Source organism: Hyphomonas sp., assembly GCF_041398465.1.
GTDB lineage: Bacteria > Pseudomonadota > Alphaproteobacteria > Caulobacterales > Hyphomonadaceae > Hyphomonas.
The window spans coordinates 685,194-699,622 of record NZ_JAWKUS010000001.1; the positions used below are offsets into that span (position 1 = coordinate 685,194).

The following is a 14,429-nucleotide window of genomic DNA, read 5'->3' on the forward strand; positions in this document are numbered from 1 at the left end:
CTGGCGCCTGGCGCTCCGTAACCGGAGTGTCAGGCGTTGGAATTCATGAAAGCCCGAACCGCCCCGGATTGTCTCTGATCAGGGCTTCCAATTTTGGCATGCCTTCGGCAATGCCCTTGGCGAGCTGCTTCGAGACGATCCCGCCAAGAAACAGCGGTGCGCTGGCTTTTCCGGCCCAGCGCAGCTCGCATCCGCCCGGCGTTTCGACGACGTGATAGTCCTCCACGCCAGCGGAAATCGGCAGGGTCGACTTGTCGAAATAGAACGCCATCCGCTTGCCCTCTTCCCAGATGAAGAAGACCTCATCGATCACCATGTCACCGATCTCAACGGTGCGCGTCGTGCCGACGGCATAGGGTTCCGGGCTCGTCCAGTCGACCTTGGTGATGGCCAGCCATTCTGTCCACGCCTTCGCATCCAGAAGCGCTGCCCAGACGGCTGAGGCCGGGAACGGAAAGGCGTGCGTGACTTTCAGATTTGCGCCGACGGATGCGAGATAATCCTCGCCCACCGGTTTGTGTTGTTTCAGCTTCTTGGCCATGTGGTCCTCCGTTCCCGGCCTGATAACACCCTGATTTCACCCCGGGAGAAAGCCGTAACGCCGGGTCAGTCCCGAAACAGCACGTCCACACCAGGCCGTATTCGACTAGGAAGCTTCGCAAGGGCGGATAATCTGCCCGCTCCTCGGGTCCGCCATGGTAGATCGCTCGCCTGTCTCAGGATCAATCAGGTCGCGCTGTTTCCAGGATCTCAGGGCACGGACCTTCCCCGCACTGCGGCGCACGCTGAATTGCTGCTCATGCTGAACCAGGCGGGTCGGGTCTTCCGGATGGACAGCCACGAACTTCCACAGGACCCGGTCCATCTTGGCAGCATATTGGGTGCCGGACAGCGTCGAATCACGGCGCGCCATGAACTTGCCCTTGCCGGTCTTTTCGCCCGCTTTGTAGATGTCGAACCAGTCCCCATTGATAACAATCGCATCGGCCAGGTCCTCGCAGCCCTGACCGTCCTGCCAGCCCCAGGTGCCACCTTTTCCGATGAAGGCCCGGTCGTCACCCGGCGTGCCGCCACAGGCTGTCAGAATGACGGCCAGGCCAATCAGAAGCCGCTTCATATTCCCCTCCCGATTTAACCCGATAAGCATATCGGGGAATTCGGCGAAGGCGAACCCGGATTGCCGCCTAGTCCCGCAGCAGTTCGTTCACGCCGGTCTTGGAGCGGGTCTGCGCGTCGACCGTTTTCACGATCACGGCGCAGGCGAGGCTCGGGCCGCCTTTCGGGTCGGGCAGCGTGCCCGGCACGACGACAGAGTAAGGCGGGATCTTGCCATAGCTGATCTCGCCGGTCGCGCGGTTCACGATCTTGGTGGACTGGGTGATGAACACGCCCATGGCGATGACAGACCCCTCCCCCACGATCACGCCTTCGACGACCTCAGAGCGCGCGCCGATGAAGCAATTGTCCTCGATGATGGTCGGGTTCGCCTGCAGCGGCTCCAGCACGCCGCCGATGCCGGTGCCGGCAGAAATATGGCAGTTCGCGCCGACCTGCGCGCAAGAGCCGACAGAGGCCCAGGTGTCGATCATCGTGCCTTCACCGACATAGGCGCCGATGTTCACGTAAGACGGCATCAGCACGGCGTTCGGTGCAACGAAGGCGCCCCGGCGCACGGCACACGGCGGCACAGCACGGAAGCCGGCTTCCTTGAATTCGGTCTCGCCCCAGCCTTCGAACTTGGAGGGCACCTTGTCCCACCAGTTTCCGCCGCCCGGCACACCGCCGATCATGCCGTTGGCGTTCAGGCGGAAAGAGAGCAGCACGGCTTTCTTCAGCCACTGGTGCACAACCCATTCGCCGTTTGCACCCTTCTCGGCGACGCGGGCCTCGCCCTTGTCGATCAGGTCGATGGCGGCATCCACGACGTCGCGCACTTCGCCTTTCGTTTCGGTTGAGAGCGTGTCACGCGCCTCCCAGGCAGAATCGATTACGCGGGCAAGGGCTTCGGTCATGGGTTGTCCCCCAGTCTATGGTTTTTATTTCAGCGTATCCCGCGCCGCTTCGAGGAAGGCCGCGAGGTCGCCGGTGACATAGTCGATGTGGTCCGGCCCGTCATCCTTCAAAATGTCCTCAAGCGTCGCAGGGCGCGCTTCGATGGGCTCGTGGCTCCAGTCCTTTTCGGAGTGAACCAGCACGGTTGTGAACCCCATATCCTTTGCCGGCAAAAGGTTCCGGGCGAGGTCCTCGAAGAAGATGGACTGTTTCGGATCGACGTCGTGCAGTCCGCAGAACCGGTCGTAGGAATCCTGCCGGGGCTTGGGCGTATAGGCCGCATCCTCGATGCCGAAACTGTCATGGAAGAGGTGCGACAGGCCCATCTTTTCCGTCACGCGCTCGGCATGCCGGCGCGAGCCATTGGTGTAGACGAATTTCCGGCCGGGCAGCGCCTCGATCGCGGCGCGCAGGTCCGGCAGGTCCGGCAGCGGCGAGAGATCGATGTCGTGGACATAATGCAGGAAATCAGCGGGCTCGATCCGGTTCACGTGCATCAGGCCCGACAGGGTCGTTCCATAAGTTGCATAATAGTGCTTCTGAACCCGGCGTGCTTCGGCCGGGCCGAGGCCCAGGGCGCGAGAGACGAAGTCCGTCATGCGCGTGTCGATCTCGGCGAAGAGGTCGCACTCTGCCGGGTACAGCGTGTTGTCGAGATCGAAGACCCAGTCGGTGACGTGGTCGAATTTCCCGAACGGAGCGATGTGAACACCGGCAGCCTTAACGGTCATTACCGCCTGCCTTGGCAAAGTCGCGTTCAAAGAATTCGAAGACCAGCTTGCGCTCTGTCGGCGGGGGCGTCGCGGCGAACAGGGCCGTGCGATAGGCCGAGGCTTCGCACTGATCGCGCCCGGCAATGGCAAACTTCGCATGGCCTACGCAGAATGCATCAGAGGCCTTCGAAAGCGTGCGGATCTTGGAGCCGTCTTCCATTTCGCCATAGACGTAATACTCGCTGCCCCGCAGCGGGCGGTCGATCACACGGGCGCAGCCGCCAGCCTCGAGCAGCCACCAGCCACGGCTTTCCCAGCCTTCGGCCCCACGGCGGGCAATGGAACTCCAGATACGCTTCTTGGTGCGATTGCAGAGGGTGAAGCCGACATTGCGTCCCCTGTCCTTGGCCACCTGTTCGAGGAAATCGATCAGGTCGTCATCGGACGTATCGGCCGGCAAATTGTTCTGCTTCAGGAATTCGCCGATGGCGAGCCGGGTGCGCCGGCCAATATTGCCATCTATGGCGCCGCTGGCGATGCCAGCCTCTTCCAGAAGGCGCTGCAGCCCGGCAGCCCGGGCCTTGTCCAGGCTGTAATTCTCGATCTCTGTCAGGTCTGTCGTCCAGCGAACCTTGCTGGAAACTTCCACCGCACGGAAACCGCGTGTTTCCAGCCCCATCGGCGCACATTCCGGCGGATTTTCCAGCGTGAAGCTGCCCGTCGGGTCGACGCAAAGCTCCGTACGTCCGCCCCACTCGCGCGGGCCGCCCCGGTGGGCGAGCGAGGTGCGCGCATACAGGAAATGGTATTTCGGCTCGAGCGGTGACTCGACGGCGACCCTGCACTCGCCGGGGCGCATCTTCAGCCAGCCCTCAACGGTGACATCCTTCTCTTCGGGTACGCCGAAGGCGGCCTCGATGATGTAGGAGGTCTTGTTACAAATGGTCCAGCCGTCCTTCGCGCCGGAGTCCTGCGCAGCAGCGGCAATACCGGGGAAACACACAGCCGCCGCGAGGACAGCAAGGACGTTACGAAATGAGCGTACCAGCGCCATGTTCGGTAAACAGCTCCATGAGGAGGGCGTGCGGCGCACGTCCATCCAGAATAACCGCCGCCCCAACACCATGATTTACGGAATGCGCCGCAGTTTCAAGCTTCGGAATCATGCCGCCAACAGCTGTGCCGTCTTCGATCAGGCGCGGAACGTCGCCGACCCTGATGTCGCGCAACAGGTTCTTGTCCTTGTCCAGCACGCCAGCAACATCTGTCAGCAGCAGCAGGCGGGAGGCCCCCAGAGCCGCAGCGAGCGCCCCTGCGGCGGTGTCTGCGTTGACATTGTAACGGTGCCCGTCGGGGCCCATGGCCACCGGAGCGACGACCGGGATCAGCTGCGAATCCGCCTTCAGCAGCGCTTCGATCACGCTTGTATCGACGCCTGTCGGCTCACCCACGAAGCCGAGGTCCAGCACCTGCTCGATATGGCTGTCCGGATCGCGTTCGGTCTTGGTCGCCTTGGTGGCCTGCAACAACTGGCCATCGGACCCCGACAGGCCAACGGCGAGCCCGCCCGCCTGGTTGATCGCCCGGACGATGGATTTGTTGATCGGGCCGGACAGGACCATCTCGACCACTTCCATGGTCGCTTCATCCGTCACGCGAAGGCCGCCCTTGAATTCCGACACAATGCCCAGCCGGTCCAGAAGCTTGCCGATCTGCGGGCCGCCGCCATGCACGATCACCGGGTGGACCCCAAGCGTCTTCAGCAGGACCACGTCGCGGGCAAACATGGCGGAGAGCTTCTCATCCACCATGGCATGGCCGCCATATTTCACGACAATGGTCTGCCCGACATAGCGCTGGATATAGGGCAGCGCCTCGGACAGGGTTTTCGCGGTAAACTGGGCGGAAGAATAGTCGGTCATGGCCGCCCCTTTAACGCGCTTTGGACAATCACGAAACGGGTTTCTCCGCGGCAATCCTGCCAGTGTCAGAGCAGCCCTGCGATCTCGGCGCGCAATTCCGGAATGCCCCATCCCTTTTCCGAAGAGGTCATCCGCACCACCGGATGCGCAGCGCCGCGCTTCTTGAGCTTTTCGGCGATCTTGGCCGCAAGCGTATCGACCTCACCTTTCGGGAGTTTGTCGACCTTGGTCAGGACGATCTGGTAGGTCACGGCGGACTTGTCCATCATGTCCATGACCTCCTCGTCCGTGTCCATCAGGCCGCGGCGGGCATCGACCAGCAGGAACACCCGGCGAAGCGACGGACGCCCACGCAGGTAGGATTTCGTCAGGCGCGTCCACGCCTCGGTCTGCGAGCGGGACACTTTGGCATAACCAAAGCCCGGCAGGTCGACGAGGTAGAGCTGGCCTTCGCCAATGTCGAAATAATTGAGCTCCCGCGTCCGGCCGGGCTCGGCTGAAGAGCGGGCCAGTTTCGCCCGGTTCGTCAGCGCATTGATCAGGCTGGACTTGCCAACATTGGAGCGTCCGGCAAAGCAGACTTCCGTCCGGTCTGCGGCTGGTAGCTGTTTCAGGTTCACGACGCCCATCACGAAAGTCGCCTCGCCTGCGAACAGGACGCGGCCGGCCTCCAGGGCCTCTTCGCTGGGGCCCGAACCTGCGGGGGACGTCTCTTCCGTCATCGGATCAGCTGGCGGCTTCCTTGCCGCCTGTGAACAGCTTCTTCACGAACTTGCCGATTTCGGTGTCGACCCCGTTCCGGCGCATGATGAAGTATTGCTGAATGAAGGACAGCGTGTTCGACCAGATATAGTACATGACCAGACCTGCCGGGAACCCTCCGAACACGAACAGGAAAATGAGTGGCATGAACTGGATCATGCGGCGCTGCATCGGGTCGGGCGGCGGCGGGGAGAGCGTCTGCAGGGCCGCCATGGTTGCACCGTAAAGGATCGGCAGGATGCCGACGCCGATCACCATGCCGAGGAACGGAATGGTTTTGAGGTCGGCGGCAGACCACCACGGGATCAGGCCAAACAGATTGCCGATTGCGGTCGGATCCGGCGCCGAGAGGTCCTTCAGGAACAGGAAGGAGGCGTGGCGCATTTCGATCGTGGCGTAGAGCGTCTTGAACAGGGCGAAGAAGATCGGGATCGTCACAAGGATAGGCAGGCAGCCGCCGAGCGGGTTTGCGCCCTCTTCCTTGTAGAGTTTCATGATCTCCTGCTGCTGGCGCTGCGGATCCGCCTTGAACCGTTCGCGGATTTCCTGCGTCGGCTCCTGCAGCTTCTTCATCTTCGCCATCGACTTGTAGCTCTGATTGTAGAGCGGCACGAGCGGCAGCTTGACCATGACGGTGAAGGCGAGGATCGCCCAGCCGAACGAGCCGACAATACCGGAAAGCCATTCCAGCACATAGAAGAAGGGCTTGGTCAGGAAGAACAGGTTGCCCCAGTCGATGGCGTCCTCGAAATTCGGAATGCCGAGGTCTTTCTCGTATCCCTTCAGTACTTCATAGCGCTTGGCGCCGGCAAAGACGCGGTTTTCCATCGTGGCGCTCGCACCGGGCGCAAGGTCCAGCGGCGCCGATTCCGTGCGAAGTTCCAGGTCCTTGCCCGTCGCCAGCTTCCGTTTGTCGACGAGGCCGGCAAAGAAAGTGTCCTGCTGCGGGACCAATGCGCCCAGCCAGTATTTGTCGGACACGCCCCACCAACCGCCATCTGTCGACGGGAAAGTGCCGTCGGCAGACTCTCCCTTGATGGGTTTCATCTTGTAGAGGCCGTTGAATTTTTTCAGGCGCAGCGTGCCGTCTGTGTGGCCCATCAGGCCCATATGTGCCGCTGTCGATACGGACGAGCCGGGGTCTGTCGCCTCAAGGAAGCCTTTGAAATCGCCGAAACGTTCGATCGAACCGACCGCGCGGAAGCTGCGGGCGGTGTCGGATGTATTGGTCACCTTGTCGGTGAAGGTGAACATGTAGTTCTCGTCGAGCGAGATCGTCCGCTCGATGGTTACGCCATCACCTTCCAGCTTCAGCACGATTGGAGATGCCGGGGTCAGCTTGTCGCCGGACACCACCGTCCAGGGCGAATTGCGTCCGGCCACCAGCGTGCCGCCGGACGCCCAGTAATAAGTCGCGAAGTAGCCGAACTCGCTGTTCTCCGGCCGGAACAGGCGGACTTCCTGCTTCTTCTCCACCGTGAGGTAGTAATCGTGCAGGCTGACATCGTCGATGCGTGCGCCGGCAAGACGGATGGAACCATCCACGCCCTTGCCTTCAAAACCGATACGCGGATCGTCGGCCAGCGCTTCATCGACCGGCTTCAGCTGGTCGATGGCGACGACACCCGTGTCTGCCGTCTTGGCCTGGGATTCGGCTTCGATCGCGGCCTGCTGCGCTTCGTATTTCTTCTGCGCCGGCTCAACGAAGAATTTCTGGTAGCCCAGCACGAGCGCGATCATCAGCACCATTGCGAGCAGAAAATTGCGCTGGTCTTCTTTTTCCATCTCGGGGGTCCCGGAATCTTGATGCAGGAGCGCCCGGACGGGCGGCAGGGTTCAATCAGCGGCGAGGCTTATCAGTGCGCTTTCCATATCGTCAAGCAAACGCGGCCAGCCAATATCAGCGGTATCCTGACGCGCAATGAACACATAGTCCCAGCCCGGCTGGCCAAGTCGCGGCAACAGCTGGCGTGCCGCTTCACGCAGGCGCCGCTTGGCCCGGTTGCGGATCACGGCATTGCCGATCTTCTTGGTGGCGGTAAATCCGGCCCCGGCATGGCTGCCCGGCGCCTCCCCTGCCCGTTTGCGGGCCTGCACCACAAGGGATTTGCGCCGCTCGGCCCGGCCGCCGCGCACGAAAATGAATTGAGGCCGCACGCGCAGGCGAACGACCTCAATCAAAGTCTTGTCGGTATCTGCCGTCACGGCCATCCCCTTCGGAGAGGCGGACTGGCGCCGTTCTTAAGCGGAGAGGGACTTGCGGCCCTTCGCGCGGCGGCGTGCCAGCACCTTGCGGCCATTCTTTGTGGCCATGCGCTCGCGGAAGCCGTGCGTACGCTTGCGGCGGAGGTTGCTCGGCTGGAAAGTGCGTTTCATCGGTCTGCTCTGGAAGCTAAGTGTCTCGGAAAGAGGGGCCAATACAGGCCCGGCAGCGCCGGGTCAAGTCATGCAATCAGCATGAAATGCGGTCATGCCAGCCTGCCTTCCGGCGGAGTGACCGACTGTTTGCGCCCCGTTGCATCCGGCGATCTTTACATGCGTCATGAGTCTTGGTGTGGTCGGGGACCGGGCGGGCCGTAAAACTTGGGATGAGATCATGCGTTTCCTGCGCACGCTGGCAGTCTGTCTTGCTGTATCGCTTCCGCTTCCTGCCGCATTGGCCCAGACAATCGACTACAAGCGCCTCGATGCCCGAATTGGCCGATTGGCGGCCAATGAAGACATTGTCGGCCTGGCAGTCGCGGTGATCGACAAGGGCGAGATCAGCTTCGCCAACGGATATGGCGTGACGGAGCGGGGCGGGGCTCCTGTTACGAATGAAACAGTGTTCCGCTGGGCTTCGCTTTCGAAGGGGGTCGCAGCGACCGAAGTGGCGATCCTTGCAGACCGCCACGAGTTGAACCTGACCGATACGGTCTCACGGTTCAAAACCTCCCTCCGGCTGCCCGGCGGCGCGGAAACCCGCGCCACGCTGGAAGACATTCTTTCCCATCGTCTGGGCATCGTCCCGAACGCCTATGACACAAGGCTGGAAGATGGCTGGGATGCTGCACGAATCCGGAGAAGCCTCGCCAAACTGAAACCGCTCTGCCCGGTCGGCGATTGCCATACGTATCAGAACGTCGCCTATGACACGGTGTCGGAAATCGTCGAGGACGTGACCCACGCCCCCTATGCCGACGCCGTCCAGCATTCGATCTTCGAACCGCTCGGGATGGTCACGGCGAGTATCGGCCGCACGGGCCTGCAATCCTCGCCCTCATGGGCCCGCCCCTATTCCAAACGGTCCCGCACGCCCGGCCCGCCACAGGAAAAGACGGTCAATGACGACTATTACAAGGTGCCGGCCGCCGGCGGCGTGAACGGGTCCATCCTGGACCTTGCCCGCTACGCCCGCGCCCAGATGGGGCTGGCGCCTGATGTCCTCAGCGATGCCGCGCTGGAAATGCTGCAAACGCCGCGCGTTTACACAAGTGGCGAACAGCGGCGCATGTCCAGCCGCTACAGAGGCACCGTCCGCGATGCCCGATACGGGCTCGGCTGGCGGATCTATAAATATGGAGAGAATGGCGACCGCGTGATTGGCCATCGCGGCGCAGTCGAAGGCTATCGCTCCTACATCCTGTTCGATCCGGAACGCGACACAGGCGTCGTCATTCTCTGGAACTCCAGCTCCCGGCTTCCGAACGGTATCGGCTTCGAAGTTATGGACATGGTCTACGACCTGCCGCCGCAGGACTGGATGGAGATCGATACGCCCGCCACAGGCGGCTGAATCATCTGACATTCCGCTCACGGGTCTTTGATCGGCGCCTGACAAGGCGTTACAGGCGCTTTACGGCCTGACGCGCTATGTCTCTGCCTGAATTCACCGCATCCGGAGTCCTCTGCCTCATGCCCGCCGCCGCCTGCCGCCTTGCACTGCCCGTAGCCCTCGCCCTGACGCCGCTGATCGCGGCTGCGCAGCCGGCCATGCCTGTAGCCGGCGCCGTCCAGCAGCCGCCTGCGGAAAAGCCGGCGCATGCGGCATGGACCTGCCTGCTCAAGAAATATGTCCAGCCCGGCCCGGATGGCGTGAACCGTGTCGATTACGCGGCCTTCAAGGACAATGCTGAAGACCGCACGGCGCTCGACACATACATCGCAAGCTTTGCCGACATGGACCTTTCGGGCACCGACGCAGCCACCTTCGCGGCCTGGGCCAATCTCTACAATGCGGTCACCGTGCGTTACATCGTGGAGCAATACCCAACCGGATCGATCCGTGACGGCCACCTGTTCGGCGGGCCATGGAAGAAAATCAGGGTGACAGCCGGCGGCCAGACCGTCTCGCTCGACGAAATCGAACACGGCATCCTGCGGCCCCGCTTCAGCAATCCGCTGGTTCACTACGCCATCAATTGCGCGGCCATCTCCTGCCCCAACCTTCAGGCCAAGGCCTGGCAGGGCGCGACACTGGACGAAGACCTCGCTGCTGCCGCCCGCGCCTATATCAATGACCCGCGCAGCGTAACTGCCACGCCTCGCGGCCTCAGGGTTTCATCCATCTATGATTGGTTCGAAACCGACTTCGGTGGATCGAAACAGGCTGTCATCGATCATCTTCTGAAGTATGCCGATCAGGGGCTTGCCGAAGAAATCCGCTCCAATCCGCGCATTCGCGCGTATGAATACGACTGGTCCCTCAACGACACGAAGAAGGCCGAGACCGAATGACCGAGACAGCAACCAAACCCCTCGCCCCGCTGTGGCAGCGACTCTGGCCAGTCTACCTTATCGCCGGCGGCCTGCTTGCTGCCTGGCGCTTCGGCCTATTCAACTACCTGTCGCTGCAGACCCTGCGCGAACAGCATGAGGCTTTGCGCAGTTTTGTGGAAAGTAATCTCGTGCTCGCGGTTTTGGCTTATGTGGCTATCTACGCCTTCGCCACTCTGTTCATGGTACCGGGCGCGCTCTGGATCACGATTGCCGGTGGCTTCCTGTTCGGTCTGGCAGGCGGTTCGGCCACCACTGTCGTCGGCGCCACGATCGGGGCAAGCCTCCTTTTCCTGGCCGCCCGCACGGCTTTCGGCGGCATGTTGCGCGAACGGGCCGGACCGTTCCTGCGCAAGATGGAGGCTGGTTTCCACGAGAATCCGCGCTCCTACATGTTCGCCCTGCGCTTCCTGCCCATCGTGCCTTTCCCGGTAGCCAATATCGCTCCGGCCCTGCTCGGCGCACGTTACCCGGACTACGCCCTGACCACGGGCATCGGCATCATTCCGGGCGTCGTTGCCTATACCTGGATCGGTGCTGGCCTCGGCGCGACCTTTGAAGCTGGTGAAAACCCGGATATCGCCGCCGTCGCAGGAAACCTGGTCCCGGCCTTCGCCGCCCTTGGCGTGGTGTCCCTCATGCCCGTAATCTGGAAGAAATTCTTCGCGCGCCGCCCCGCTATCGAAAGCCCGCCCGCATGAATGAGCCCGTCAAAACCCTGAAAGCCGACCTCTGTGTCATCGGGGCCGGTTCAGGCGGCCTGTCCGCCGCAGCCGGTGCCGCCCAGCTTGGACTGAAAACCGTGCTCTACGAGAAGCACGAAATGGGCGGAGATTGCCTGAACTATGGCTGCGTCCCGTCAAAGGCCCTGCTCAGCGCAGCAAAAGCGGCAGCAGGCGTCCGGGAAGCCAGAAAGTACGGAATCCAGACTGAGGACCCAAAAACAGACTGGGAGGCCGTGAAAGCGCATGTGGCCGGCGCGATAGAGACAATTGCCCCGGTCGACAGCCAGGAACGGTTCGAGGGTCTTGGCGTGACCGTGATCCGCGAAGCCGCCCGGTTTGCCGACCGCAAGACAATCGTCTCCGAGACATCCCGCGTCGAAGCCCGGCGCATCATCATCGCAACCGGCTCCCGCGCCTTCATCCCGCCCATCGAAGGGCTGAAGGATGTGCCGTTTCTCACCAATGAAACCATCTTCACCCTGCCGGAGCTTCCGGAACATCTCGTCATCCTCGGCGGCGGACCGATCGGCCTCGAAATGGCGCAGGCATTCACCCGCCTCGGATCGAAGGTCACCGTAATCGAGATGGGCCGGGCCATGCCGCGCGCAGATGCGGAACACGCCGCCATTGCCATCAAGGCCCTGCGCGATGAGGGCGTCACAATCCTCGAACAACACAAAGCACAGCGCGTCTCCGGACAAAACGGCCGTATCCGCGTGCACACGGATCATGACAGCACAGCGCTGGACATTGAAGGCAGCCACCTCCTGGTCGCCACCGGCCGCCGCGCCGTGCTGGACGGGCTGGACCTCGACAAAGGCGGCGTCGATTTCGACCAGAAAGGCATCAAGGTCGGCGATACGCTACGCTCCCGTTCCAATCCGCGCGTGTGGGTGCTCGGCGATGCGGCCGGCATGGAACAGTTCACCCATATTGCCGGCTGGCATGCTTCGGTCTTCACGCGCCGGGCCTTTTTCAAGCAGGGCACCAAAGCCTCCAGCTTGCCCGTACCTGCCGTCACCTACACGAGCCCGGAAGTCGCGCAGCTCGGCCTGACCGAGGCAGAGGCGCGCGAGAAATTCGGCGACGAAGTCACAACGTCTGCGTTCCCCTTCCACGAAAACGACAGGGCGATTGCCGAAGGCAAGACGCTCGGCGAGTGCAAACTGGTGCTGCGCAAGGGAAAGCTGGTCGGCGCGTCCATCGTCGGCGAGGGGGCGGGCGACATTCTCCAGCTCGTTTCCGTCGCTATGTCGAACGGCCTGAAACTGACCGCGCTGACCAATTTCATCTCGCCCTACCCCACGCGGACAGAGATCGTGAAACGCGCTGCATCCGCTCATTTTACACCTGTCGTGTTCAGCAAGAACGCACAGCGTCTCGTCGGCTTGCTCCAACGCATCCCGTAGGCTACTTCAGCGCGTGTGAACGGCAACGCACGCGCACCCCTTCCGGCCCCCGTCCGCCAGCCTGCGCCTGCACGCTGGTACCATGGGCTATCGTTTCGCCTGTTTGGCTTCACCCTCGCGGCAATCCTGTTTGTCGAAGGGCTGATTTTCATCCCCAGCGCTTCCGGATTCCGGAATGCCTGGCTGGCTGAGCGGCTGCAGGCCGCGCGAATTGCCGCCCTCGCCCTCGATGCCTCTCCGTCCCGCATGGTGTCGGAGGAACTCGCGCAGCAATTGCTGGAAAACGCCGAAGTCCTCTCCGTGGCAGAGGTCGAAGACGACATGCATATTCAGCTGCTCGATTCCGGCATGGATATCGAGGGCAGCTTTTACCAGATCGACCTGCGGGAAACGACACCCCTCGACCGGGTGATGCGGGTCATGGGCGCATTCGCGGCGCCCGAGGATCGCATCCTGGTTGTCACGGCCGTCGGATCGACGCCCGACCGTGTTATCGAAGTGGTCGTGCCGCAGGCCCCGCTCCGGGAAGACCTCTACGCTTATGGCCAGCGCATCCTTGGCCTCTCCTTTCTGATCGCCCTGGTTGCCGCGACCGTGATCTACATCCTGCTGCATTTCATCGTCGTGAGGCCGATGGCGCGCGTTACGACCAGCGTGGAACAATTTCGCATGGACCCCGGCGGCTGGACACGGCGCCTCCAGCCAACCTCGCGGCGGGACGAGATTGGCCGCGCGCAGAACGCCCTGTCCGACATGGAAGAAGCGGTGGCCGATGCCTTCCGCCAGCGGGCCCACCTCGCTGAACTCGGCACGGCGGTCGCCAAGATCAATCACGATCTGCGCAACTCGCTCGCCTCCGCCCAGCTCGTTTCCGATACGCTCGCCCGGTCCGAAGACCCGCGCGTGCAGAAGGCGGCCCCGCGCCTCGAACGCGCCCTAACCCGGGCGATCAATCTCGCTTCCGAGACGCTGGACTATGGCAAGGCCGCGCCCCAGCCGCCAGATATCCAGCCTGTTTCGCTGCGCGGTTGCATCGAAGAAGCCGCTGCCGAAGCACTCGCCGCCTGGCCGGAAGTCGAATTCATCGACGACTTGCCAAGCGCCCGGATCATCAATGCGGACCCGGAGCACCTGCACCGCCTCGCGGCGAACCTGATCCGCAACGCCGCAGAGGCCATGGTTGCCGCCGCCTCCCTGCCGAAGCGCATCACCGTGTCGCTCACGCGTGATGGCGTGGAGTTCACCGATACCGGCCCCGGCCTGCCACCGAATGCACGGGACAATCTGTTCACGCCGTTCGCGGCGTCTTCCCGCAAGACGGGCACCGGCCTTGGCCTCGTCATCGCGCGGGAACTGGCCGTCGGCATGGGCGGCGACCTTGTGCTGGCCTCCACAGGAAAGGATGGCACCGTCTTCCGTCTGATCCTGCCGGACCTTGTCGTGTGACCTCCTACGCTCCACCGCAGGCACCTGTTCGCTATGTGCATGTCGACGAGTATCTGATCGTCATCGACAAGCCATCCGGTCTTCTTTCCGTACCCGGACGGGGACCAGATAAAGCTGACTGCGCAGTGTCTCGCGTCAATGCCGATCATCCGGGCGCATTCACCGTTCATCGCCTCGACATGTCCACCAGCGGGCTGCTCGTCCTCGCCCGGTCAAAAGAAATGCAGGCCGCGCTCTCCGGCCTGTTCGAGCGCGGCGAAATCGACAAGGAATACATCGCGGATGTCTGGGGCGTGCCAGATCCCGCCGCGGGAGAGATCGACCTCCCCCTGATCACGGACTGGCCGAACCGCCCACGTCAGAAAGTAGACCATGATGTCGGCAAACCGAGCCGAACTCTGTACGAAACGCTGGGAACACGCGCTGGCAAGACAAGGCTGCGGCTCACACCGCTGACGGGCCGATCACACCAGCTACGCGTGCATCTTGCAGAACTTGGCCATCCGATCCTGGGTGACGAATTATACGCGCATAAATCAGCCCTCGCCGCTGCACCGCGCCTCTGCCTGCATGCCAGCGCTATCGCATTCGTTCATCCGGGCACGGGCGGCCAGCTGGCCCTCTCTGCGCCCTGCCCGTTCTGAA

16 protein-coding genes are annotated in these 14,429 nt (G+C 62.5%); 6 read left to right on the forward strand and 10 right to left on the reverse strand.

Going from position 1 to position 14,429, the window contains the following annotated elements:
* Positions 1–43: 43 nt before the first annotated feature.
* From R3C98_RS03270 to rpmH, 10 genes are all read right to left on the reverse strand, one after another.
* Entirely contained in the window at positions 44–541 is a 498-nt protein-coding gene (locus R3C98_RS03270; RefSeq protein ID WP_371312684.1) for an SRPBCC family protein, read from the reverse strand.
* Positions 542–646: 105 nt separating this feature from the next.
* Complete coding sequence (locus R3C98_RS03275) at positions 647–1,117, reverse strand: hypothetical protein (RefSeq protein WP_371312685.1); 471 nt, start codon at positions 1,115–1,117, stop codon at positions 647–649.
* 67 nt (positions 1,118–1,184) lie between these two features.
* Positions 1,185–2,012, reverse strand: a complete 828-nt coding sequence (dapD, locus tag R3C98_RS03280) for a 2,3,4,5-tetrahydropyridine-2,6-dicarboxylate N-succinyltransferase (protein ID WP_371312686.1) — start codon at positions 2,010–2,012, stop codon at positions 1,185–1,187.
* 24 nt (positions 2,013–2,036) lie between these two features.
* On the reverse strand, positions 2,037–2,783 hold the full coding sequence (locus tag R3C98_RS03285) for a pyrimidine 5'-nucleotidase (RefSeq protein WP_371312687.1): 747 nt from the start codon (positions 2,781–2,783) through the stop codon (positions 2,037–2,039).
* The gene (locus tag R3C98_RS03290) at positions 2,773–3,819 is read right to left on the reverse strand and encodes a DUF1036 domain-containing protein (RefSeq protein WP_371312688.1); all 1,047 of its coding nucleotides are present in this window, start codon (positions 3,817–3,819) and stop codon (positions 2,773–2,775) included. The genes R3C98_RS03285 and R3C98_RS03290 overlap by 11 nt, the downstream gene beginning before the upstream one ends.
* Entirely contained in the window at positions 3,794–4,687 is an 894-nt protein-coding gene (gene argB / locus R3C98_RS03295; RefSeq protein WP_371312689.1) for an acetylglutamate kinase, read from the reverse strand. Before argB ends, R3C98_RS03290 begins: the two co-directional genes overlap by 26 nt.
* Positions 4,688–4,752: 65 nt before the next feature.
* A complete protein-coding gene (gene yihA, locus R3C98_RS03300; protein ID WP_371312690.1) occupies positions 4,753–5,409 on the reverse strand; it encodes a ribosome biogenesis GTP-binding protein YihA/YsxC in 657 nt (218 codons plus the stop codon).
* 4 nt (positions 5,410–5,413) lie between these two features.
* Positions 5,414–7,234 carry a membrane protein insertase YidC gene (gene yidC / locus R3C98_RS03305; protein WP_371312691.1) on the reverse strand — a complete coding sequence of 607 codons (1,821 nt, stop codon included), beginning with the start codon at positions 7,232–7,234 and terminating at the stop codon, positions 5,414–5,416.
* A gap of 51 nt (positions 7,235–7,285) precedes the next feature.
* Positions 7,286–7,660, reverse strand: coding sequence for a ribonuclease P protein component (gene rnpA, locus R3C98_RS03310; RefSeq protein ID WP_371312692.1), 375 nt, complete (start codon positions 7,658–7,660; stop codon positions 7,286–7,288).
* A gap of 30 nt (positions 7,661–7,690) precedes the next feature.
* Entirely contained in the window at positions 7,691–7,825 is a 135-nt protein-coding gene (gene rpmH / locus R3C98_RS03315; protein WP_034766749.1) for a 50S ribosomal protein L34, read from the reverse strand.
* Between the two features lie 220 nt (positions 7,826–8,045).
* Here rpmH and R3C98_RS03320 point away from each other — a divergent pair, with 220 nt between their 5' ends.
* The 6 genes from R3C98_RS03320 to R3C98_RS03345 all read left to right on the forward strand — a co-directional run bounded on the left by R3C98_RS03320 (position 8,046) and on the right by R3C98_RS03345 (position 14,428).
* Entirely contained in the window at positions 8,046–9,224 is a 1,179-nt protein-coding gene (locus R3C98_RS03320; protein ID WP_371312693.1) for a serine hydrolase domain-containing protein, read from the forward strand.
* Between the two features lie 119 nt (positions 9,225–9,343).
* Complete coding sequence (locus R3C98_RS03325; RefSeq protein WP_371312694.1) at positions 9,344–10,165, forward strand: DUF547 domain-containing protein; 822 nt, start codon at positions 9,344–9,346, stop codon at positions 10,163–10,165.
* Complete coding sequence (locus tag R3C98_RS03330; RefSeq protein WP_371312695.1) at positions 10,162–10,905, forward strand: TVP38/TMEM64 family protein; 744 nt, start codon at positions 10,162–10,164, stop codon at positions 10,903–10,905. Before R3C98_RS03325 ends, R3C98_RS03330 begins: the two co-directional genes overlap by 4 nt.
* The gene (locus R3C98_RS03335) at positions 10,902–12,338 is read left to right on the forward strand and encodes an NAD(P)/FAD-dependent oxidoreductase (RefSeq protein ID WP_371312696.1); all 1,437 of its coding nucleotides are present in this window, start codon (positions 10,902–10,904) and stop codon (positions 12,336–12,338) included. The genes R3C98_RS03330 and R3C98_RS03335 overlap by 4 nt, the downstream gene beginning before the upstream one ends.
* A gap of 15 nt (positions 12,339–12,353) precedes the next feature.
* Complete coding sequence (locus R3C98_RS03340; protein WP_371312697.1) at positions 12,354–13,784, forward strand: sensor histidine kinase; 1,431 nt, start codon at positions 12,354–12,356, stop codon at positions 13,782–13,784.
* Entirely contained in the window at positions 13,781–14,428 is a 648-nt protein-coding gene (locus tag R3C98_RS03345) for a pseudouridine synthase (protein ID WP_371312698.1), read from the forward strand. Before R3C98_RS03340 ends, R3C98_RS03345 begins: the two co-directional genes overlap by 4 nt.
* The last annotated feature ends 1 nt before the right edge of the window (position 14,429 follow it).